Source organism: Bdellovibrio sp. HCB290, assembly GCF_047305925.1.
GTDB lineage: Bacteria > Bdellovibrionota > Bdellovibrionia > Bdellovibrionales > Bdellovibrionaceae > Bdellovibrio.
This window is the reverse complement of the sequence record NZ_CP178620.1, coordinates 453,426-474,442: the sequence shown is the minus strand read 5'-3', so window position 1 is coordinate 474,442 and position 21,017 is coordinate 453,426. Positions and strand designations below refer to the sequence as shown.

General features: G+C 46.0%; 22 protein-coding genes. 5 read left to right on the top strand and 17 right to left on the bottom strand.

What is annotated here, in order from left to right; genetic code table 11:
- Positions 1–73 precede the first annotated feature (73 nt).
- The 7 genes from ACLVWU_RS02405 to ACLVWU_RS02375 all read right to left on the bottom strand — a co-directional run bounded on the left by ACLVWU_RS02405 (position 74) and on the right by ACLVWU_RS02375 (position 6,985).
- Positions 74–478: a hypothetical protein gene (locus ACLVWU_RS02405; protein ID WP_413576945.1), complete on the bottom strand. Its 405-nt coding sequence runs from the start codon at positions 476–478 to the stop codon at positions 74–76.
- A gap of 14 nt (positions 479–492) precedes the next feature.
- Entirely contained in the window at positions 493–2,445 is a 1,953-nt protein-coding gene (locus ACLVWU_RS02400) for a DUF4105 domain-containing protein (protein ID WP_413576943.1), read from the bottom strand.
- A 187-nt stretch (positions 2,446–2,632) separates the two neighbouring features.
- Positions 2,633–2,911 (bottom strand): DUF2388 domain-containing protein, encoded by a 279-nt coding sequence (locus ACLVWU_RS02395; RefSeq protein WP_413576942.1) that lies wholly within the window; start codon positions 2,909–2,911, stop codon positions 2,633–2,635.
- 154 nt (positions 2,912–3,065) lie between these two features.
- Positions 3,066–4,250 carry a hypothetical protein gene (locus ACLVWU_RS02390; protein WP_413576940.1) on the bottom strand — a complete coding sequence of 395 codons (1,185 nt, stop codon included), beginning with the start codon at positions 4,248–4,250 and terminating at the stop codon, positions 3,066–3,068.
- Positions 4,228–4,986: a class I SAM-dependent methyltransferase gene (locus tag ACLVWU_RS02385; protein WP_413576939.1), complete on the bottom strand. Its 759-nt coding sequence runs from the start codon at positions 4,984–4,986 to the stop codon at positions 4,228–4,230. The genes ACLVWU_RS02390 and ACLVWU_RS02385 overlap by 23 nt, the downstream gene beginning before the upstream one ends.
- On the bottom strand, positions 4,956–6,029 hold the full coding sequence (locus ACLVWU_RS02380; protein ID WP_413576937.1) for a prenyltransferase: 1,074 nt from the start codon (positions 6,027–6,029) through the stop codon (positions 4,956–4,958). The genes ACLVWU_RS02385 and ACLVWU_RS02380 overlap by 31 nt, the downstream gene beginning before the upstream one ends.
- Positions 6,026–6,985, bottom strand: coding sequence for a polyprenyl synthetase family protein (locus ACLVWU_RS02375; protein ID WP_413576935.1), 960 nt, complete (start codon positions 6,983–6,985; stop codon positions 6,026–6,028). Before ACLVWU_RS02375 ends, ACLVWU_RS02380 begins: the two co-directional genes overlap by 4 nt.
- A 12-nt stretch (positions 6,986–6,997) precedes the next feature.
- Here ACLVWU_RS02375 and ACLVWU_RS02370 point away from each other — a divergent pair, with 12 nt between their 5' ends.
- Together ACLVWU_RS02370 and ACLVWU_RS02365 are read left to right on the top strand one after the other, a co-directional pair.
- The gene (locus ACLVWU_RS02370) at positions 6,998–7,483 is read left to right on the top strand and encodes an acyl-CoA thioesterase (protein WP_413576934.1); all 486 of its coding nucleotides are present in this window, start codon (positions 6,998–7,000) and stop codon (positions 7,481–7,483) included.
- Entirely contained in the window at positions 7,483–7,938 is a 456-nt protein-coding gene (locus ACLVWU_RS02365; RefSeq protein WP_413576932.1) for a YkgJ family cysteine cluster protein, read from the top strand. The genes ACLVWU_RS02370 and ACLVWU_RS02365 overlap by 1 nt, the downstream gene beginning before the upstream one ends.
- Before the next feature lie 36 nt (positions 7,939–7,974).
- Here ACLVWU_RS02365 and ACLVWU_RS02360 read toward each other — a convergent pair whose 3' ends face one another.
- Complete coding sequence (locus tag ACLVWU_RS02360; RefSeq protein ID WP_413576931.1) at positions 7,975–9,252, bottom strand: M48 family metallopeptidase; 1,278 nt, start codon at positions 9,250–9,252, stop codon at positions 7,975–7,977.
- 256 nt (positions 9,253–9,508) lie between these two features.
- Between ACLVWU_RS02360 and ACLVWU_RS02355 the strand changes: the two genes are divergently transcribed.
- Positions 9,509–11,431: a hypothetical protein gene (locus ACLVWU_RS02355; RefSeq protein WP_413576930.1), complete on the top strand. Its 1,923-nt coding sequence runs from the start codon at positions 9,509–9,511 to the stop codon at positions 11,429–11,431.
- On the opposite strand, the gene ACLVWU_RS02350 is transcribed toward ACLVWU_RS02355, so the two are convergent.
- From ACLVWU_RS02350 to menA, 4 genes are read right to left on the bottom strand one after another with little or no spacing between them, the layout of a single operon-like run.
- Positions 11,428–11,733 (bottom strand): (2Fe-2S) ferredoxin domain-containing protein, encoded by a 306-nt coding sequence (locus ACLVWU_RS02350; protein WP_413576928.1) that lies wholly within the window; start codon positions 11,731–11,733, stop codon positions 11,428–11,430. The genes ACLVWU_RS02355 and ACLVWU_RS02350 overlap by 4 nt on opposite strands.
- A 9-nt stretch (positions 11,734–11,742) precedes the next feature.
- Entirely contained in the window at positions 11,743–12,903 is a 1,161-nt protein-coding gene (locus ACLVWU_RS02345) for an AMP-binding protein (RefSeq protein WP_413576927.1), read from the bottom strand.
- Positions 12,885–13,871 (bottom strand): o-succinylbenzoate synthase MenC, encoded by a 987-nt coding sequence (menC, locus tag ACLVWU_RS02340; protein ID WP_413576925.1) that lies wholly within the window; start codon positions 13,869–13,871, stop codon positions 12,885–12,887. The genes ACLVWU_RS02345 and menC overlap by 19 nt, the downstream gene beginning before the upstream one ends.
- Positions 13,868–14,746, bottom strand: a complete 879-nt coding sequence (menA, locus tag ACLVWU_RS02335; protein WP_413576924.1) for a 1,4-dihydroxy-2-naphthoate octaprenyltransferase — start codon at positions 14,744–14,746, stop codon at positions 13,868–13,870. Before menA ends, menC begins: the two co-directional genes overlap by 4 nt.
- An 84-nt stretch (positions 14,747–14,830) precedes the next feature.
- Between menA and ACLVWU_RS02330 the strand changes: the two genes are divergently transcribed.
- Entirely contained in the window at positions 14,831–16,066 is a 1,236-nt protein-coding gene (locus tag ACLVWU_RS02330; RefSeq protein WP_413576923.1) for a DNA recombination protein RmuC, read from the top strand.
- On the opposite strand, the gene ACLVWU_RS02325 is transcribed toward ACLVWU_RS02330, so the two are convergent.
- The 3 genes from ACLVWU_RS02325 to ACLVWU_RS02315 form a co-directional block, all read right to left on the bottom strand.
- The gene (locus tag ACLVWU_RS02325) at positions 16,063–16,608 is read right to left on the bottom strand and encodes a hypothetical protein (RefSeq protein ID WP_413576921.1); all 546 of its coding nucleotides are present in this window, start codon (positions 16,606–16,608) and stop codon (positions 16,063–16,065) included. The genes ACLVWU_RS02330 and ACLVWU_RS02325 overlap by 4 nt on opposite strands.
- A 127-nt stretch (positions 16,609–16,735) precedes the next feature.
- A complete protein-coding gene (locus tag ACLVWU_RS02320) occupies positions 16,736–17,563 on the bottom strand; it encodes a helix-turn-helix domain-containing protein (protein WP_413576919.1) in 828 nt (275 codons plus the stop codon).
- The gene (locus tag ACLVWU_RS02315) at positions 17,560–18,054 is read right to left on the bottom strand and encodes a hypothetical protein (RefSeq protein ID WP_413576918.1); all 495 of its coding nucleotides are present in this window, start codon (positions 18,052–18,054) and stop codon (positions 17,560–17,562) included. Before ACLVWU_RS02315 ends, ACLVWU_RS02320 begins: the two co-directional genes overlap by 4 nt.
- A 70-nt stretch (positions 18,055–18,124) precedes the next feature.
- Here ACLVWU_RS02315 and ACLVWU_RS02310 point away from each other — a divergent pair, with 70 nt between their 5' ends.
- Complete coding sequence (locus ACLVWU_RS02310) at positions 18,125–19,255, top strand: hypothetical protein (RefSeq protein WP_413576916.1); 1,131 nt, start codon at positions 18,125–18,127, stop codon at positions 19,253–19,255.
- An 84-nt stretch (positions 19,256–19,339) separates the two neighbouring features.
- Here ACLVWU_RS02310 and ACLVWU_RS02305 read toward each other — a convergent pair whose 3' ends face one another.
- Positions 19,340–20,308, bottom strand: a complete 969-nt coding sequence (locus ACLVWU_RS02305) for a hypothetical protein (RefSeq protein ID WP_413576915.1) — start codon at positions 20,306–20,308, stop codon at positions 19,340–19,342.
- 132 nt (positions 20,309–20,440) lie between these two features.
- Positions 20,441–20,968, bottom strand: a complete 528-nt coding sequence (gene fliW / locus ACLVWU_RS02300; RefSeq protein WP_413576914.1) for a flagellar assembly protein FliW — start codon at positions 20,966–20,968, stop codon at positions 20,441–20,443.
- Positions 20,969–21,017: the final 49 nt, after the last annotated feature.

The following is a 21,017-nucleotide window of genomic DNA, read 5'->3' as shown; positions in this document are numbered from 1 at the left end:
GCTCTTATATTAGATAGATTTTTCGGCCGAGTCAGGCTGTGATTCCTGACTCGGTCCTTAGTCGGGTCCGGGACTATTGAGCAGCTTTGAAATCAATGATGCTATCGATCAGTTGATCTTCAGTTTTGCCTTCTGGTGCGCGCTCGCGCAACAACTCCACTGCTTGCATCAATAGAACTGTGCGAGTTCCATCAACTTTATTCATCACGGCGTCCTCTTGAGCCTGTTTTACTACTTTATGGTAGCAACCTGGACCCGTAGAGCAGATGCTCGCAAGGGAAAGAAACATTGCACCCGTTGCTGCACTCATCGCTGACATAGCTTCGTCCTCGCTGGAACGACCGCCATGATGATAACCGCCGCCGCCATGTGGAGGTGGATAGTAAACCGGGCCTGGAGGAGGTGGTGGCGGATAGTATTGCGCCATTGCAGAGACACCAGTCAGAAGAATGATTGTTGTTAGTACAGCTTTTTTCATGGGTTCACCCTTTCCTACTTCGCACGAAGCAGTTCTTGTAACAATTTAATATTTTCGCTATTAACTTCGACTTCTTTTAACAAAGCTCCGTCAGTCCACTTATCCACGATTTTGCGGGTTTCAGTGGCTGTCTGATCCCCAGCCGCGGCACTTTCGGCCACTCTGGATTTTGCAATTGCCAACTCATCTTCACCCGGAAGACCATATCCATGATCACGCGGCAAAAATTCAGAGGGTTTTGCAAACATACTGGATAGATTCAGGAAGTTATCCGCCGCTTTCTTTTTATCGTCTGCAGCCACTGGCGAACTTGCATCCTTCAAATACTCAACAATCGAATTGTTGATCGAGTTTTGAACGGATCTGCGGGCCGCAAGCTCTAGAACGAAAAGTGCTGCCGTTGTTTTTTTATAATCAGGCTGCGACTTATTAATTCTTTTAATGATTTCATTTCTGTAGTTTGCTGCCGAATCAATCCATTGCTTGAAATCCTTGGCACTGGTTAAACCAGCGTCCTGGATGATCGCAAAGGTTTTTGTATAGCGTTCTTCATAGGAGTCAAAATAGTAACCCAGCTCCAATGCTGATTTCTTATCAGCGAACACGCGTTCATTACCCAGGCCTTGTTTCAACAAGACGTCATACAGGCCTTTGGGAGTTTTAATTTCAGTGTTCATCATCACTGGTGACAACAACACGGATTGCAACAGATCCAGTGTCTCGGTCGCGCAATTATTGGTGATGAACTTATACTTACCGTTGTATTCCCAGTGGATTTCCACAGAGCGCGTGATGAAATCACGGATCTGCTGACGAGTGAATGCCAATGGCAAACTACGAAGTGCACGGAACTGCCCTTTTGGATATTCGTCAATAACCTGACTTAACGGCAGGATGAACAGACGCGAGTCATAATCACCCACAATACCAGCCCAGGCATTCAGCTGTAAGGAATCCACGAAAGCACGGTGACTTAGCACCAGATGATGTTCGACATCGCGAAGGCAATCCGGGCCCACGAATTTACGTTGTGGCGAGCACACAATCAAACGCATCATTGCATGTCCCCAGCCAGAGGAAAGCTCGCTGCCTTTTTCCGCAAAAAGGTAATGCACCTGATAAACGCGATCTGGATCAATAGAATAAACTTCTGCCAGGCTGGCACCATTATTCGGAACGACGTAACCCAATTCACGATTGCATTCCACATTCTGAAATGGAACGTGTCTGAACTGATTGCTAAGCACTTTGTACATGCCTGGACGGCGGCATTTAAACTGTGAATCCAATAAGAAGTACTCCATGTTTACAGACAGGTACTCTTGGGGATTCTTCATTTCATAGGTATCTGGAGTGCGCTGATTCAAACCATTTTCCGGTTGTCCCGCCCAGCCCGCAACCTGCAGGAAGTAAGGGTTCTTGGAAAAAGACGTCGTCATGTTTTCATAGTACTTACAAGCGTAAGGGCGCGGACCATTTTGAATGCGCTCTTCTTTGGTCTTTGCAAATTTGGTGTCACAGCGACGGATCATCTCTTTTTCCTGATCACTGTGAACATTGGCAAAATCATACAGGTGAGTGGTTTCGTGCAACACCGTCGCCAGAATTTCACGATACATATTTCCATGAGTACGCGTGGTCTTTTTGGAATTGTTGGGGCCTTTAACGATCTCTGCCAGAGTGCTGTTATCCAGGGTTAAATCCCGGCGCGAATAGCTGGCGGCACCCAATGCGGACTGCAAACCAAAAGAGGGAAGTTTAGCAAATCGAATGTCGACAGTGCTAAGTGCTGACTTCAAAGTTTCCGGAAGTTTTTGTTCGGCTTCTTTTAAAAGAACCTGCACCGCAGTCTTTTGCGCTGGCGACAATGGCGTTACCACCCGATATTCAAAAGCCGAGGCCGATACCGTTGTTAGCAATGGTAGGGAAAAAGCGATCAAATATTTGAAAACAGGATTTTTAGCCATATGGTTGCTACCTACAAACTCCCTGCCACAGGGCTTAAGTCTCAAATAGAACCAATCGCTTTTAAGGTGTTTAGATTGCTGGAGATTTGGTCAGGTGCCGCATTTGGGCAGCCATTTTTGTTCGCCCAGCTCAAAATAAAAGCCACCCAAAGGGTGGCTTTAGAGATAGTTTTCCTGTTTTAAAGGACTACTTTTTTCTTTCCAGAATAGCTTCAGCAATCGCCATATCTGTTGCCGTCGTTCTGTTAACGTAACGAGCTGTTTCGATCGCTCTTGTCAGGTTCAAACCAACAACTGCGCCGTCTGTTGCGATGAACATTGCAGCATCATCAACCGCTGCATCCATGATCTTATTATATTCAGACTCTTCAGCATTATGCTGACTTAGCTTCACCGTGGTTGTAATTTCGATTGCCATCGCGTTCATGGATAATGCTGTCACAAGTACAAATAAAATACTTTTCATAGTGTTTCCTTCCCGGGTAAGCAGAATAATAAAACTCGGTTCTTCAACATCCAAAGCCTGTGTGCAACACACAGACCATGAAGAAGGTGGATTAAACCCCGAATGAGGTGGCCAACATATAGACAGCGGCCCTATTTTGGAAACAAAAAGTTGATTATTGCGAAGAGGAAACCATCAGGGCTTCAAGGTGAGCCAACTGTTTTTCCTCTTCTTTAAGACGTTCTTGAATGTGGGTGGGAACTTGCCCCTCTTGAAGTGTACCCAAGCCCTGCAAGTGGTAACGGACTTCGCTTAGACGTTTGTGAAGTTTGGATTTTGCCCAAGTGAAGACGCCGACTGAGGCAAACTCCTCTGAAAGCCAAACCTTTGAAATGTATTTTGCATCCTGCAACTCGTCCACTTTCGAGTTACCCCCAAAGTGACCCCATACCATTTGTACTACAAACTGCACGCCCAGGATAATCATGAACAGAATCATCAGCTGCAGGCTTTTCTCCTGATATGCCGTTATCTCAGACGTGTATCCCATGTTCATCGTGACACGAACTTCACCGGCCAGAAGCAATCCAAGTACGACGCCAACGACAGAAACCAACGAGAATTGCATTCCAATCCGTCGGCAATCCTGATTCAAGGAACGAGTGTGCCACCAGAACAACAACATACGCCCGATACGTTCACCGGCAAGCAAAGCAATGGCACCATTAATCGAGATCACATTCACAAAAACCAGCGATAAGGCCAACGCCAATGACCAGAATTCCACCCGCACGACAATACTAATCATAACTGCAGCTAACAAAATGGAAACCACTGCCAGGATGCGCCCGTCAGCCAGGAAGAATGCGAAATCACTTTGTCCCAAAGCCATGATCAGCACGCTGGAGTTCTTAAGCATCAACTCCCCGCCGACCAAAAAGATGCCAGCCCCCAAAATCCACTTAAGCAGCGTGCGGGTCTTTGGCGTCATCACCACGGAAACCAATCCCAACACACAAAGCCCCAAAAGGAAGGAGCCGTTAAAGCTTAAAAATAACATTCCCAATAATACAACCCACCACGCACCCAGCGTGGAAAGACACATCACCAGTGCGCTTGAACGAAGACCGGCAATGCGCAGATTATAGATCGCCATCCCCGCATAAAGGGATTTTTGCGGAGACACTTCCAACAAAACCACATCAAGGCAATATTGGAACATCTTAATCATCTTCGGCTGATCCAGATTCTTATCCAAAAAAGACTTTTGAAATCCTTGAAAAAGCTGTGCCGCATTTTTTTGCGACATCGTCAGACCCAACATCATCAGGACAAAACTACCCAACCACATAAGAATCATAACGAACCACCTTTCCTTCAAAAGAGTGAATCACGCCTGGCAATAGTTCTTCAGCGTGAATGGGTCTTTTAACGACCACACGTCGCACAGGCCACTTCAAAGCTTCTTTTAAAACTTCGGCAGCGTCATCATCGTGTCCCACAAGATCACGGAAGACGACCATCTCTTGTTTTGGCAAGGAGGACTTCTTTTTGTGCGGATACATCGGATCAAAATAAATAGAGTCGATTTCAATTTTGCCTTTTTGCTCGCGCAAAAAATCCAGACTGTTGGCAAAATGAAGTTGATAGGATTTTAAATATTCTTTGTTGGTTCTTTCGAAGGCTTCGCTAAGCAACGCATACAAAACCGGTGAACGCTCGACACCCGTGACTTGAAATCCCAACTGAGTCAGGAAAACACTGTCGATGCCCATTCCGACGGACAGATCCAATATCTTTTTGCAGCCCTTCGCTGCACCCAGGGCTTTGGCAATGATCTCCTGCTTGCCGCGATGACCTTTGCGTTCGTAATCCAGATGATTTTCATCGAAATCAATTTCCAGCTTGCGCTTGTCCTGATCGCGCACGTACACACGACCGGCTTCAACATTGAAGCGGAAATAATAAGGATCCAGTGACTCAGGATTTAACGGACAGTTTAAAAACTGCGCCCAGTGCTGGCCCTTTACAAGGCCGGCCTCATCTGCAACGACGCAGATTTTTTTTATCTGGTCAGAAACAGATACCAAAGACATTCAAACACCCACAGTCCGATAGTGAATAAGAACAACGTGAAACCGTATTTGAAGACCTGACGAACATCACCGCCTACAGGACTGGAAAGTGCCTTAAGTTTCGAGATGAAACTAAACGACAGCAGCACCAATGCCACACTGACATACACGCCCCAATATTTACCGGCGTAGACCGCGTGATAGAACAGATTGATAACTAAAAATACGATCCACCAACCCGCGATCAATCGGCGCGAGCGATCAAAACCCAACCAGTTCACAGTATTGCGAAATCCCGCCTGGGAACTTGGCATGATATTAATAAAGTTACGTAAGTGAACTACGAATAAAACAGCCCATCCCCAAACTACGCCGATCCACAGGGATTCTTCGTCATAAGGCGCACCCATTGAAAGCTGATAAGCTACCGTCAAAAGTGGACCAAACAGCAGGAACAATGAAATTTCGCCGCCAACCTGGTACTTGAATGAAATACGTTTTTGAAACTGCGCCCACAACCCAATGATCGCTGCCGCCACCACTAGATACGCCACTTCGTGATAAGTCATCATCACCGGTATAGACAACAATGAGGCCACAAGAAGAAAAAAAGTCGAAAGATTTTTAATATGAGCTGCGGTCGTCCAGCCATTTTGAATGGCGCGACTGCCACTGCGCTCGAGGATGCGATCGGTGCCGCGGATGTGATCTGTATAATCGTTTCGCAGGTTCACCGAGATGAAAGCGCAAATCAAACCGATTGTTGCAATCACTGTGGCGATAGGATCGCGCAAAGTCTGGTCTGCAATGTTCTTGGTCAAAAGCAGGAACATCGGCACCAGAATGAACAAGAAACTGCGAATTTTCACTGTTTTCAAAATGCGCACTATACGCGGTGGAAACTCCAAGGCACTAACCGGAACAATTTTAAAAGTGACTGTTTCTGCCGCTGAATTCACATTCAAGGTTTGAACCGGCAACGCACGCTTATCTTTTGAAAACGTACCCAGCAAATAGGATTCAAACTGCGGAGAGTTCTTGCTCAGCGTGACGAATTCGCTCACGAAGAAGGCTTCCTTCTCCAGTAAAGAATTTCCGTCAATGGACGAAGCTGATCGATCAACTTTTCCTCGCCTGGTTTCAAATGCTTTTTCAAGCGCTCCAAGTGGTGATCATACATCGCGATCAGGCCTTTGTTCATTTCGTCGAAAGCCTGCACTTTTTGGTCGAAAGCTTCTTTGCCACCAACGCTTTCGTAGTAGTATTCAAGATTTTTGGATTTTACAATTTGATCGATTTCCTGACGGGTACGACCCGCCGTCATGTAGGCGCCGAAGGAATTCAGATAGCCGGATTTCAAGTCACCCAGAATCGCCTTACCCTCTTCGTTACGGATATCATAATCCAAAAGATCGTCAGAACGCTGGAACAACTGTCCTAGCAGTGTCCCCATCTCTTCAAGAATTTGATGAAGCTCGGAATCGTAGCGTTCTTGTGCGATGAAAGGAGCGCGAATACACCACTTGAACAGGGATGCTGTTTTCAAGTTATGAATACGATCCAATTGCTCAAGAGTGACGAAGTAATCACCAACAACAGAGTCCTGTAACCACTCGCCTTCCAAAAGGTCCGAGATGATTTCAGCTGTGTATTGAACAAGTTTGATATTGCCGTGACCGGAAAGATTCACCATCACTCGCGCCAAAAGATAATCGCCCGCAAGGACGGCGTACTCGGGCGTGAACTTCAACCATGCGGTCGTTTTACCGCGGCGAAGATGGGAGCGATCGATCAAATCATCATGCAACAACGAAGCGTTGTGGATGAACTCGATTGTTTGCGCCAACAGGTGTTCGGATTTTCCATCCAGGGAAATGCTTGAAGCCATCATACGAATCAATTTCGCGCGGAATCCTTTGCCCCCGGAAAAGAGGTCATCGTAAAGCTTATTCAGCTTTGGTAGGTAGGCAGGGAAATCCCTGGAATCATAGACTTTCAGATCAATGACATTGCGCGACAAATGAGACTCCTAATGAGGCCCCAAAATGCTGATATTCGCGCTTGCTGTCAAGGGCAGAACAGTCTTAAAGTTCCAATCATTATGAATAAAACCTTCCGAACGAAAAAGACCCTGACTTTCAGGGAAGCGGATCCCGCTAAAATCATGTTTTTTGGGAATATTTACGGGTTCGCCCACGACGCCTTCGAGCAGTTTATCGTGGATGCTGGATACACCTGGAAAGAGTATTTTCACGGTTCCGACCACGCGATTCCCCTTCGCCATTCCGAAGCGAACTATCTGGCACCTTTTTTCCCGGGTGAAACTTATGACATTGCGGTGAGTGTCGCTAGTTTTGGTGAAACTTCTTTCAAAATGAAGTACGTGTTCACCCAAGGCGATAAAACTCATGCGGTGGTCACGATGGTGCACTCCGTTTTGGATATGAAAACCAAACAAAAAGCAGCAATCCCAGCGTTGATGAAGTCACGTCTGGAGCCTTACTTGGAGCAAAACTAATGGAAGAGTTTAAATTTACAGGTAAAGAATGGTGGCGCGAAGGCGTGCGCTTTGAGTGTACAGGTTCCGGCAAATGCTGCACCTCCCACGGCGAGTATGGCTTCGTTTATCTAAACCTTGAAGACCGTCAGCGTTTTGCAAAACATTTGAAAATCAGTACTTCCGCTTTCACTCGCCGTTACTGCGAAAAAACTGGCGGCATCTGGCATTTGAAGGAAGATCCAAAAAATACGGATTGCATGTTCCTGAAAGGCAAAGGCTGCGGAGTTTACGAAGCTCGCCCTACACAATGCCGTACATGGCCGTTCTGGCCCGAAGTGATGAATGCAAAATCATGGGCGAAAGATGTTAAAGCCTTCTGCCCGGGTGTAGGCCGTGGCAATGTGGTTCCTGCGGAAAGTATCGAACGCCAACTTCGCGAACAGATCGAGAGTGAAAAGGGCTGGGGTAAATAGTAAAGTAATATCTCGACCTAGATGCGCGTTTTATTTTTATGAGACGCCATCTAAGTAATCCTGAATCAACTGATAAGAGATTTGCCCCCTCAAAACATTTAGTTCATTTCTTAATAACTGAGACTGCTCAGGCTTAATTCTTACTTGTGGCAAGTAAGATACTCTCGAAATGTATTCACGACGGTAGGCAGAAGGTGGATGAGTAGCATCTAAACTCAACCCCCTTAAAAGATCCACTCGTCTAATTCGCTCTTTTTCATGATCAGATCTGAGTCTCGCGTTCAATACTTTTGCAACCTCAATGACGTCTACATTTTTCTCCGTAGAATATGCTGCCTTCTCAATCGCAGCATGAAAGTCAGAGTGGGATTCAAACTTCTCAAGAACTGAAAGCATAGAAGATGTACCGCAAACTTCCGCAGCCAGCGTATCTGCCAAATACTCCGCCTCCTGTTGCTGTCTGAATAGCAACCTCAGCTGAACTTTGTAGGCATTTAATGGAATATGCGAAAACAGCCATCCTATTAAATTTGCTACCCAAGTCGCTATAATTCCGCCACTAAAACCGGCATCTCCTTCGCTTAAATGCCGTGGTGTCATCGCATAATACAAGTTGGCTAGCGTATCCAGAGCTCGGCCAACATAAACTGATCTTGCAATATCACCATTTGCACCATGACTCGTTTCATGACTAATAACGGCGATTATTTCCTCATCTGATAGCTGGCAAAGCAGAGGGAGCCCCAACCCAATAACCTTCTTTTTGTTCTTTCCAATACCGTATTCAGAATAATAGGCGTTGAATTCGTTATTCAAAACCAAAGCATATGGGCGCCCCGTCTTCATTGCGTCTGCAACATCATCGACTAATTGATAAAGTGTTGGATACTCTTCTCGTTTGACCATACCGCTCGGGAGCTTTCTGGGTTTAGGAATTGTTGTCCAGACCAGCATCACCAAGGGCAAGGCAACAAAACTAGCCATGAACCAGTGCATGTTCGAATACAAAAATGCAACCGCAACCAAAATAAGTAAGCTTATTGAATGAATTAAAGTGGCAAAGGCTATTACAAGTACTTTTTCCAACGTCATTCGAGGACGAGTAATTTCTTTCTTCATAAGTCCATCAAATAACTGCTGCGAAAGCTTAACTCCCAAAGCGTGGTGGAAGTTCTTAAATGGGCCATCCTTATAAACAAATCTTCTTTCACCCTCTAGATTCCAATTACAATGATGGCACCATGAAATTTCGTCTGCATAAACGGGATACTCTTTTGAACAAGAACTGCAGTTAGCAATAGATTGCGGCGTCATACCCTCTTATCGGAGCCACTGAATAAATATTAACTTGTTTGTATTCAGTTTGAACAACCCTGCCCCACCGGCCACCTACAATGACGCATCTTTTCTGGATAGCGCAACTTCTTTAGAATCTCTCGGTGAAGCAACGTCACCGAATGAATCGCCGAACCGTCTCATTTCGACACGAAGTTCTTGCAACTTTCTTACAAACTGAAAGTTTCTCAATCTAAGTCTTAAGACCAAAGCTTTGGTTGTCGAAGAGTATTCCATGATGAACGTAAGTGGAAAATCACTTTTACTACTATTGGCTTCGGCCATGCTTTTTACGGGCTGTGAAGACCCGCAGGTCTCCGTATCCACTTTAGGCAGAAAGCTTGCTGCGCCTGTTTTGTCGAGCTCCAGTCCGTTTGATCAGGATATGGAAACTCAAGGTTACGTGCGAATAGTCGGCTCCTGTGATACGCGCGTGGGACCGATACTTATCGGCTTTGATGAAGACTCTTTCCACTCCCCTCCGGTCAGTCCTAATATTTCCGGCACCTCATTGGGTAGCATCGTAAATGATTCCGACTGTTCCGATGGAGTATTCGATATCTTTCTTACTTCGGCAGATTTGTTAAGCATTTGGGGTATCACCACAACCGACGACAATGACGATGTAGAGCAAATCCTGATCAAAGGCGAAACTTGGTTTGGTGACACTCGCACTCTATCGATCATCAATAATCGCCCTCCTGGCAGTGGCAATTCCATTGCGACTCATTTGGCTTTACGTAAGGTCTTTCCGAGTGACTTCGCCGGCGCCAGCCAGTGCGAAATGTTTAATGCCTACGTTCTTGATGCTAACGGAAATGAAACCTCAAATACGACAGCGGTGTCGTTTTCAGTTCAGGATTCCGGAAATGCCGGGGTCACCTACTATCAAACCAGCAGCGACTGCGCATCAGCAGTTTTCCCAGTTTCAACCCTTTCGCTTCCAGCCAAACTGGGTATGCTCACTTTCTATGCCCGCATGCCAGCTTCCCCTATTGACTCCACAATTGGTTTTACTCCAATAGTTAGCAGTGGTGGTCTTCAGGCCGCTCCTGCAACAACAGTGACTTTGCGTGATCCGGCGTCAAGCCGTCGCTTTATCGCTCTTTTGGATGCGCCGGGCACGATCTATAAGAATGTATGTCAACCCATCACCTTACAGCGCATGAGTTACTACAAAACTTCTGCGAATGAAACCGGTAGCTTGACAGTAACCATGGCGCCATCAGATTCAAAACTTGAATTCTTTACCGCGAGTGACTGTAATACGGGCGCAAAAACCTCTTCTATTTTATTCTCGTCATCCATTTCGACGGTAAAAACTTATGTAAAGTACGCTCATTCAGGAACAGCTACGACTGCCCATTTGAAAATTAATCTTAATTACACTGTATCCGACAGTAACTATGACATTCCGTCTTATGTTGTAAGAGTGGACCTTTCCAGCAGCGACACCGTTGCAAAAATGACCTTCGGCGGACCACAAAGCATCAGTCGCAGTCAGTGTTACGCTTACAACATTACTATGGCCAACAGCAACTGGGCGGCAGTTCCAGCCGACAAAGACTATGACGTTAGCTTTGCGAGTTCAAATACCCTGGCAGGCTTACAGTTCTATTCAGATGAATACTGTACTTCCCCAGTTAGCACTTTAGTTGTCTCTCAAGGAGAGTTGTCTAAGAAATTCTATGTAAAATCATCTACAGGACAAAACGCATCTTCACAGATTACGATGACACCGAATTCATTGGCGGCGGTTACATACAATGTTTCAGTCAGCGTAAATGCAACGAGCTATGCGCTTTCGATGGCAGTTACGAACTCCCCTCTGCGCGACACTTGTTCATATATGATGCTGACTTATCTGGATAGCTATAACATGCCAATTCCAGCTACGGCCCCTGTCCAGTTGTCGTTCTTTACGATTTCAGCAGGTGCTGCCGGAAATGTTCATCTTTATACGGATCCGACATGCTCCGCTGCCTACCCGGAAAACACGATGTTTACAGTCAATCCGTATTCACCAAACGACTACAAATTCTATATCAAGGTTAACAATGCCTATACGGATACAATGTTGAATATGAACCTGACGACGTCCGGGGCACTCTTTAACCCCTCCCCGTTCTTTTTCTACTTCAACTTACCAGCGCCTTAGATTTTCTTTTTCAACATTTCCAGGAATGCATCCCGGTCTTTTTCGGGATGCATGATGAAGCTTTCAGTTTTATCGTTTGAAGCCACAGTGATCGCCTGGAATTCATCTTCACAAATATCCAGACAGCTTGAAGTCACGACACGGATTTTTTTCCCGTCGCCGCTTTCTTTAAGGCTTTTCTTGTAAAACATCTTTAGGTTTTCAGCGACATTCGCTTCTTTCATGCCTGAGATGGATTTGCCACACTTGGTGCAAATCATAACAATGGCATCACTCCAGGGATTATCTTCTTTGCGAATCATGGCTTACTCCTACAATAAATTCTTTAGCTGCTGCCACAGAATCTTGCCTAACTCACTGCGCGGTATGTGCGTAACAGTGTGGCTCTTTCTTATTTTTTCAAACGGCAAAACTTTTGCACTATACGATTCGGCAATCTTTCGGTTGGCGTCGTCTGACAAAGTGCTGATCAGATGAATTTCCGATCCCAGTCTATCAGAAGGCATATCCACTAGGGTCACTTGCATCACCCACTGAGGATTTAAGTCCGATACGGCCTGCTCTAACAAGGCCCGAAGTCTTGCGACATTCGTACCCTCGCCACCGATTTTGATATAATCCTTGCTGCGACCTGAAACTTTCAAGGTACGTCCGACAACCTCACCACGATCTTCTGTGGTAAACCACGATCCGTGTTTAGGGTCCCAGTGCTTAATCCCGTCGGAAGTGTTTTGCGCATAACAGGCAAACAAGGACTGCGCTGTCACTTCCAGGAATCCATTTTCATCGGTGCGGGCATCCGCATGGGATAACAATTCAATTTCTGGATACTCGGTAGATTTCAAAGAATCCAATGACGCTGTGGCAATTTGCGAAGCGGTTTCGGTCATTCCGTAACTTGGAAGCAGAGGCCAACCCAAGGCTCGGGCTTTATCATAAAGCGCAGGATCCAAAGATCCCCCACCTACAACAATTGCACGCAATGATGCCGGAGATTTATAACCCTTTTCAACCAAGTCAAAGACCTGCGTGGGTACCAAGGCGGATAGCGTGCATTTTTCACGAACTAATACCTCATAGAAATAATCCACGTCCCATTTAAAATCTTTTAAAGCTGGAACAACACGGGCGCCACTTAACTGTGCACGGACTTCAATACCGAAGCCGCCCACATGAAAATGCGGCAGAACCTGTGTCCACACATCCTGGGAAGTTGCTTTCAGATGTAGATTTACGGCAGTAGCCGAAGCGACAAAGGCTTTCTTTGATAATGCGACAAGTTTGGTTGCGCTTGCTGATTCGGCTGTCGAACCCGACGTAGCAATCCAAACATGACCTTTTAAGCCGCGTTCAGATTGCACTGTTTCCGCCAAGGTTTTCAATTTCTGATAGTCTTCCTTGGGCCAACGAGGATTTAGAAGAATCAAATTTTCGTCAGAGGATAAATCCAAGCCTAGTTGAGTTTCTGCCATGGCAACTCTTTCAACAACAGGTCAAAGCCAACTCCAGAACCCTTGATGCTGGAGAAGTATGGACCTGTTGTATTAAGTGCGGCAGAAAACTGATCCATCTGATACGAACGATAAGTCATGCAGCCCGCATCCAACATGATATTCGGATAAAGCTCTTTGCACTCCATCGCTACGGCCAAGGCACCCAAGGCCCCCACAGGGTGATCCATGTAGCTGGTGACGGTGGCTTTAAGATTGAACTTCTTGCAGCGCTCGATAGCTTTATCGACATCCATTTTTGCTGGTTTGATCACAAGCACGTCAAAAGGTGCCTTGGTCATTTTATCCCAATCCACTTTTTCGTAGGAAGAATCCAAAGCAATTTTAACAAGTTTTTTAGCATCGGCCCATGTATCGGGTTCAAACGGAAATGGATCTTCGACGTATTCGATCCAAACTTTTTCCTGTGGCGAAAGGCCGCTAAAGAATCTTTCGAAAGACTGCCAAGAGCAGGCACTGTTGAAATCCAGGCGGATTTTAAAACCGGCAGCCGCGATGCGTGTAACGGCATTTGCTTCTGCAGCCAGGTCGCGGCCCATTTTCAATTTGATGGTTGAAAAACTTGCGCGTTTTAATTCATCCAAAAATCCTGGAACGATCTCGGCAAAGTTTGAAACCAGATAGTTGTTTCGAACCTTTTCGCCAGTCGTAAGAATCGTTTTACCTTTTTTGCGAAGATCTGCATCTTTGCGTGCAAGCCAGATAGTCTGCTCCATCTGTGGAGTGATTTTTCCCTTTTTTACAGCTGCGAGCTGATCTTCCAAAGTCATATCACCCAGCTCGGGCCAAGGATGCAAATCACCGTAACCAACCATACCATGAGGCCATTCTACTTTTATCAAAGCCCCGTTTCGCGGAAGGCCCGCACTAACGGCATTTAGATTTGTATAAGGCTTCAAGTTGTATTCGTGGTAACTCAGTTTAATCAAAGCGCAAATCCTAGGGTGATTAAAAGTCCAAATATCAGGTGCAAGCCCGCAGCTTGCCCCAAAAACTTATTATAAGCAGGACCGGGCTCAGTTTGAAAAACATTTTTTGTGAGTTTCACAGCCAGTGGCAAAGCGAACATGGAAACGATGGCCGCGATTTTATAACCCTCAAACCACCAGTACAAATTCAATACGAAAGGCAAAAAGGCCATAGCCGCGATTTCATAACGCGAAAATTTGACTCCAAAACGGACAGCCATGGTTTTTTTGTTTACCAGACGATCCCCTTCGCGGTCGCGAAGATTATTAATCGCAATCAAAGTCGTCGCGTGGAACCCGATCTGCAGCCCCAAAACGAAAGCTTCAATCATCCAGTCACCGGTATTCAGGAACACCATTCCCATAACCGCCAGTAATCCGAAAAACAAAATCACAAACAAATCGCCCAGTCCAAGATATGCCAAAGGGAACGGACCCGCTGTGTAAGAGTAACCCATCAAAACCGAAGCGATTCCAATAATCACGATCGCCACTCCGCCCTTCATCACCAAGGGAATCCCACAGGCAACGGCCAAAGCAAAACAAAGCGAACCCAGAAGCATAACCTGATTGGCGGAAAGAATTCCGGCCTGCGTGATTCGTTGGGGACCGATGCGTTCTTTAGTATCAGCACCCTTTTTGAAATCCACGGCATCATTCACAAGATTGGTACCAATTTGAATTAGGAAAGACGCTGCCAGGGCGTAAAACAAAACAGCGCCGTCCCAGGAAAGTCCGATGGCTTTCACCAAAGCGGTGGCAGCCAGGCACGGAACCAGGGCCGCAGTCAGGGTTTTCGGACGGAAAGCTAAAATAACACTCTTAAATTGACTCATGGGCGCATCATACACCGTTTTTCGTGTGACCAAAAGGACTTCTCTATGGCAAAAACGGTCTTAGATACTTGAGGGGGAACTTAGATGAACTTAGGAACCGTGATTGCTTTTGTTGCAGGTGCTTTGATTGGTACTTTAATATCAGGTGTTGTGGTTTACTTTAAATCTAAAGCTCAGGCGATGACCGAAAAAGCCCAGATGCAGGCGGACCTTCAATCTTTGCAGATGAAAAACGAACTTCTGACGCAGAACCTCTCTGAAACCAAGTCTCTCATGAGTGAGGCTCGCAAACAGCAGGAAGAACTTGCGACCCGCATGAACACTCAATTCGAAAACATGGCGCAAAAGATCTTTGAGGAAAAGTCCGCAAAGTTCGCTGACCAGAATCACAAAAACATTTCCTCTGTTCTGGAGCCCTTAAAAGAGCGTATCAAAGACTTTGAAAAGAAAGTGGAAGAATCCTATTCCACTGAAAGATCCGAGCGCGGCGTTTTGCGCGGCGAACTGACGAAGCTGATGGAACTGAACAAAGTGATGTCCACAGAAACTCAGAACCTGACCAAGGCCCTTAAAGGCGAAACCAAAACTCAAGGTAACTGGGGCGAGTTGATCCTGGAAAATATCCTGGAGCGTTCGGGTCTACGCAAGGGTGAGGAATACACCATTCAAGGAACAGACATGGATTTGCGCGGTGATGATGGGCAGATTCTTCGCCCTGACGTGATCGTGAATCTTCCTGACAGCAAACATTTGATCGTCGATTCAAAAATGACTTTGGTGGCTTACGAACAGTACTCTTCATCAGAAACTATCGAAGACCAAGAACGTTTCGGTAAATTCCATATCGATTCCCTGAAAAAACACATCGATGGCTTGTCTGAAAAGAAATACCACGCTGCTGATAAATTGATTTCTCCGGACTTCGTGATTCTGTTCATGCCATTGGAACCTGCGTTTGCGCTGGCCTTTAAACTTAAACCAGACATTTTCCAATACGCTTGGGAGCGCAACATCGCCATCGTAAGTCCTACGACATTGCTTGCGACTCTAAGAACCGTTACAGCTCTTTGGAAGCAGGATCGCCAGGAAAAGAATGCTCTCGAAATCGCGAAACGCGGCGGACTTCTTTACGAAAAGTTCGCGAACCTTTTAAAAGACATCCAAAACCTGGGTGAAAAACTGGGTGCCGCACAGAAAGCCCACGAGGAAGTGACCAAGAAACTTTCCGACGGCCGCGGCAACTTGATGGATCAAGTGGAAGACCTAAAACGCCTGGGCGCAAAAACTGAAAAGTCTTTGCCCCAATTGGAAACAACTTAATCGGCTTCAGTGACTTTGACTGCGCCGAACACGGATGTGGTCTTAAACGTCATGGCCACATCACCTTCTTTTAATCCTGGTGTCGTGTACAGGTACTCGCCAAGGGCAAGATTGTTTTTGCCCGGCAATTCAGACTTACCGAAGGCAGTGGTTGCCTGAATACGCAAAGGTGTCCCCTTTTTCACGATGATTTCGGTATTACCGAAAACCGTGACAGACTCTAGATTAACATCTTCAACTTTTTCTACTGAGCGCAAATCCAACTTCGAATTGCCAAATAGCGTGATGTATTCCTTGGCCAGCGAGGCATTGGGATACTGGAATGTACTTTCAGAAAAGATCGCCTCGTGATCGGTTTTACGCTTTTCTGCGTTGAGCTTGTACTGTGCGCCGAACGAGCCCAGAATCACCTGTAAACCTAAATAGACTAAAAGAACCCCGCACAGAATGCGGAACACTGGAATGTTAATTCCAAAAATAGAATCCGCTAAAAAGCACAACCCGATAACAACGATTAAAATCCCCCAGAACATATTCTTCATACCTTTCTTCTCCCTGATTATTCAGTACCAGAAGGTGATACCAAGGCAGTCTAAAATAGGAAAGGGGGCTTTTTAAGGTCTCATGTTCTGATACCTTGTCGTGGGTTTCAGTATCAAGTTTGTTTATTTAGATATTTACGATTTTACCAAAAAGAGTATCCAGATTTTCCAACGCAAAGTAATCGTGAGGTACGGCACAGTGGGAGTCACTCATCACCACGGTCACGAGATCTTTCTCATCATAGGCTTTTTCTTCAATCTTTGAGATTGTTTCCAGCTGGCGGATACCTTGATAATAGTCTTTGGACCACTTTGTGTAGCTTTCGCGAGTCAGACGCAATCTTTGATAAGTAAGGTTAGCGGGTAAGGTTTTGCCGAGCTCTTCGGGGCTGCTTGTTTTCAATTTGCGCATAAAATCACTCAGCGCCGTTTCAAAGAACTTCCCTAGGCCGCGTATTATTTGACTATAGACCGCTTGAGAAAGAGCACCAGTACCAAAACTGGGCGCTACAGGAAAAGCGGATTTTACTTTCTGCTTTCCAGTAACTTTAATGACGCCGATTTTTTCCAACTTCACTAAGTATTTGTCTGTGGAAAGTTTGGTAAGACCGAACTTCTTGGCAATTTCCTCGGGTGTTCTGCCGTCGATAATTTGCGAATAGTAGCCCAAGTAATTCATATTTTTGGCAAAGAAAGCCTGCTGTTCAAGGGTCAGTTCATGCGAGTTATTCTTTTTCTCCTGGTCCACTAAGGCCTGGATTTCAGCCAGATTCAAATTCAAAACTGAACAAATGCGCAAGAGCTCACTAAGCCCCAACTCCGCATCCCCCAACCAGCGCTTAATAGTCGGCACAGAGACATCCAGCTCTTCCGCAAGAGCCTCATAGGTCATCTTATTTTTCTTAAGCTGATTCTTAAGGACTGTTTTGATTTTTTGAATTTCTACTTCCGTCATTTCCCAGAGCCTCTACAGAAAGACAGGTCTTTACGTTTTTCCAAGCAGAGAACCTGATCTGGAGTGACGCCAGAACAATCACTCAGCGTCATGCCGAAGCGAAGACACATCACTTCTGCATCAGTTATATCTTTGCACTCTTCAAAAGTTCGCCCCAGGCTTTTACAAATAAGTTTGGCTGCGGTAACACCTTCGCATTCACTATCGGTATAACCAGCAAGATAACAAAAACCGGTAATTTTGTTTTTTGAAGCACACTGATCCACGGACCGAGTCGTGCGCCGGCAAAGTTCAGGGCCTTTAAGTTCACGGCACTCCAGGGCACTATGCTTATTTAGGCAGTAGGCGTTTTCCATTGAGACATTCAGACAAGCCTCTTCTTTGTGCCCCTGCTTGATGCAGTATAGTTCACCCATCGTCGCTGGAAAGTTGGACGCAAATACACTCGCACTGATCAAAAGTTGAAACAAAATGGTAATAAAGCTTTTCATAAAATAATCCTAGGTGAGGAGGCGCGTGAGGTAAAGTGCTTTGTCAGGTGTCCAGAAGGAGGGGAACACGATGAAATATGAAAATACCGTGCTCGCACTTCTTCTTTTGCTTGCGCCTATAACTGTTTGTGCATTTCCGTTTCCGATTGGTCATGAAGAGGCGTTGATGGCGAATGTCGGTGTGGCCTTGCCGGCATCATCTGGCAATTCGTTATTCAATCCCGCAGGGCTGTCTTTCATGACAACAGATGGACTTAGTGTCACGGTCAGTGGGAACGCACTAGAACAAATGCGTTTTGAACTGGATGGACTTGATGCTGACGACGAGCAAAGTAATATTCGTCCGACTATTGCGAATATGATCATGCCCATCAATAAGGGCTATGCCTCTGTTTATGTCTCGAATCCGATTGCCGTAAAAATCCTGCAAAGCCAAATGGGATCAGCAGGAACCATCGATCACACGCGCCTATCGATCAGCTCCAGTGTCATTAATGCCGGAGCTGCTTACGCTCATCCCATCAATGAGAAACTGGGCTGGGGTATTTCCGCAGGCGGAAGTTACACTCTTCAGGAAGTAAATGCCTACCGCTATGTGAATGACAGCGTAACCGCGACGACGGAATACGACCACGAGAGACTTAAGAATCTGCAGCCCATCATCACCCCTGGCATTCTTTGGGAAGTGACTGACGGATACTATCTTGGCGGGACGGTTTCGCTTCTTCTGCCGAACATATTTGCGGAAGGGCTGTCTTATAAGACACAGACGAATTCGAACGCTCCGCTAAATGTGACCGAAACCCTGGTGATCTATAATCCCAGCACCACACCTTCATTAAAGCTTTCCGTGGGACAACTTCTAAGGGCCTTCAATCAGGAATTTCTTTTGGATATTAACTACAGCAGTTTTTACGAAGAAAAAGATGCGCAGGGAATCACCCGCACGACAAACGAACTAAAAGATTTCGGTGTTGGCTGGAGGGGCAGTTCATTTAAAAACATGAAGCCCCTGGCGGGTGTGTCTTATTCAGATCAAGGACACTCGGATGCTTATTTATACACTGCAGGCGTTACGGTTCAGCATCGTCAAAACTTAAGTGCCGTGGGCATCTATTATCAGAAAAACAAACCCAAGCGCGAGGACACATCGCCTTACGATGGTATCGGCTTGGTCTTTTCTTCGAACGTCATCTATTAATAAATCACGTTCGAAGAGAACATCAGACCGATTGTACTGTTGGGCATGTGCCCAATAGGTACGCCGGACCTTTTCGGGGGCGCGCTAGCGGACGCCGCTGACGGAATCAGGGTCTTTCACTGAGGGAGAGGCCCTGTGATCCAACGCCAGTTTTACTTTGCCGGAGTTGATGGCTTCCTGGATTCGGCGGGAGGAAAGATTGAAACTTTCAACTTCCGTGGGATTTGCACACATGGTTTTCATCGCCATGAGTTTTTTATTTAGCTCTACAGCATCGGCAATTCGCAGATCATTCACCGCTTCGTTGCCGTTGGTGATGGCGAAACTTTCCTTGCCACGCAAAGTGATCTTTTCAAGCTCCCCTTGAATTCCTTTTTGCCCGCCGGATTCGCTGAAGAATACCTGTTGCCCTGTTGGCAAGGTATCAATCACGAGACGATCCTTGCCCTTAACTTGCGCGATTTCTCCAGTGGAGCATTCAAGCAGAATCGGATCTGAGGAGTTCTTATACCACTTGAAACCAAAGTACCCACCTACTGGTATCCCCGCATCACCCAAAGTCGCTGACGCCCCAATCAGAGTGAATAGCGTGGCATAAACAGGGGCTTCGGTGCTCGCAAGCTTGCGCGTGGAAAGATTCACCGGGAAATTCAACTCAGGAAATTGCTTCCAGGCTTTGCGCATGTTTTCGAAATTCGTGCGCACACTTTTCTTGGGATTATAAGTAAAGCTGACTGTCTGATATAAAAACTCGGCAGCGGTTTCACCCATGATAAGGGGCTCGTTAAGTCCGCTCATGCGGATCTTATTGCCATCGAATTCCAATTTCGCAAAGGGCTGGGTCAGATCAATTTTTTGAGATTTGAAAATTTCGCGGCTGCCTTTTTCGAACTTGTCATTGCCAGTGGCTGCACTGACGACTCCCAAAGCGGATTCCCAATTCTGCACTTCCCAGAACAAAGAAATATGAGGCACCGGAGACGCCATCGCTGGCAACGTCACCGAAAGAATGAGACTGCAAATAAGCAGTAACAAAGAACCCCAAAACTTCATCTGGTAAATTCCTCCTGAGGGAACATAAGGATAACACGCTTCCTCGAGGAGAAAAGGCTTTTCGCGCAGTAATAAAAAAGGCCTCAATCTGTTCGATTGAAGCCTGTTCCATGTAATACTTTTGAAGAAATCTTAAAGTTCAGCGTCTCTGATAACAGTAAGTTTTGTCGCAACATCAATACCAGTGGATTGATTCTTGATCGCCACTGCAGGATTTTGCACAACACGTTGCTGCAACTTCGTGAAGATCGGCTCGCGGATCGCCAGGTTGTTATCTTGAAGTACGCACTGACGTGCGATTCTTTCAGTAACATTGATTACCACTGGAGCTTTCAAGTTAGCTGTCATTTGTGTTGGATCATCAGGGATCGTCACGATAGAGAAGAAACGAGGCTTGTCGTTTGCCGTCAATTTGATCGCTTCCATGTCACCTTTAGTAAGGTTTGCTTTATAAGCTGGAGCAAACAATTCAGGCTCAAGAACAGGGAAAGCAATTTGCGCCGATTCACAGCTTTGCAACCATGCGAAGATCTCATCACTAGGATCATCGAGAAGAACGAACTTTCTTAGATCCGCGAAACCCAAAAGGCCTTCTGGAAAAGTCAGAACATCTTCTTGTTTCAGCTCAACTTGGCCGAATCTCGATGTTGAAATGATCATTCAATTCCCCCTCTAAACAAGCGGACTTACCCATATCTTAGACACGCCA

Excerpts from the sequence above, each read along its gene's own strand:
- ACLVWU_RS02405 (WP_413576945.1), bottom strand. The coding sequence starts at position 478 with ATGAAAAAAGCTGTACTAACAACAATCATTCTTCTGACTGGTGTCTCT.
- ACLVWU_RS02400 (WP_413576943.1), bottom strand. The coding sequence starts at position 2,445 with ATGGCTAAAAATCCTGTTTTCAAATATTTGATCGCTTTTTCCCTACCA.
- ACLVWU_RS02395 (WP_413576942.1), bottom strand. The coding sequence starts at position 2,911 with ATGAAAAGTATTTTATTTGTACTTGTGACAGCATTATCCATGAACGCG.
- ACLVWU_RS02390 (WP_413576940.1), bottom strand. The coding sequence starts at position 4,250 with ATGATTCTTATGTGGTTGGGTAGTTTTGTCCTGATGATGTTGGGTCTG.
- ACLVWU_RS02385 (WP_413576939.1), bottom strand. The coding sequence starts at position 4,986 with ATGTCTTTGGTATCTGTTTCTGACCAGATAAAAAAAATCTGCGTCGTT.
- ACLVWU_RS02370 (WP_413576934.1), top strand. The coding sequence starts at position 6,998 with ATGAGGCCCCAAAATGCTGATATTCGCGCTTGCTGTCAAGGGCAGAAC.
- ACLVWU_RS02365 (WP_413576932.1), top strand. The coding sequence starts at position 7,483 with ATGGAAGAGTTTAAATTTACAGGTAAAGAATGGTGGCGCGAAGGCGTG.
- ACLVWU_RS02360 (WP_413576931.1), bottom strand. The coding sequence starts at position 9,252 with ATGACGCCGCAATCTATTGCTAACTGCAGTTCTTGTTCAAAAGAGTAT.
- ACLVWU_RS02355 (WP_413576930.1), top strand. The coding sequence starts at position 9,509 with ATGATGAACGTAAGTGGAAAATCACTTTTACTACTATTGGCTTCGGCC.
- ACLVWU_RS02350 (WP_413576928.1), bottom strand. The coding sequence starts at position 11,733 with ATGATTCGCAAAGAAGATAATCCCTGGAGTGATGCCATTGTTATGATT.
- ACLVWU_RS02345 (WP_413576927.1), bottom strand. The coding sequence starts at position 12,903 with ATGGCAGAAACTCAACTAGGCTTGGATTTATCCTCTGACGAAAATTTG.
- menA (WP_413576924.1), bottom strand. The coding sequence starts at position 14,746 with ATGAGTCAATTTAAGAGTGTTATTTTAGCTTTCCGTCCGAAAACCCTG.
- ACLVWU_RS02330 (WP_413576923.1), top strand. The coding sequence starts at position 14,831 with ATGAACTTAGGAACCGTGATTGCTTTTGTTGCAGGTGCTTTGATTGGT.
- ACLVWU_RS02325 (WP_413576921.1), bottom strand. The coding sequence starts at position 16,608 with ATGAAGAATATGTTCTGGGGGATTTTAATCGTTGTTATCGGGTTGTGC.
- ACLVWU_RS02320 (WP_413576919.1), bottom strand. The coding sequence starts at position 17,563 with ATGACGGAAGTAGAAATTCAAAAAATCAAAACAGTCCTTAAGAATCAG.
- ACLVWU_RS02315 (WP_413576918.1), bottom strand. The coding sequence starts at position 18,054 with ATGAAAAGCTTTATTACCATTTTGTTTCAACTTTTGATCAGTGCGAGT.
- ACLVWU_RS02310 (WP_413576916.1), top strand. The coding sequence starts at position 18,125 with ATGAAATATGAAAATACCGTGCTCGCACTTCTTCTTTTGCTTGCGCCT.
- ACLVWU_RS02305 (WP_413576915.1), bottom strand. The coding sequence starts at position 20,308 with ATGAAGTTTTGGGGTTCTTTGTTACTGCTTATTTGCAGTCTCATTCTT.
- fliW (WP_413576914.1), bottom strand. The coding sequence starts at position 20,968 with ATGATCATTTCAACATCGAGATTCGGCCAAGTTGAGCTGAAACAAGAA.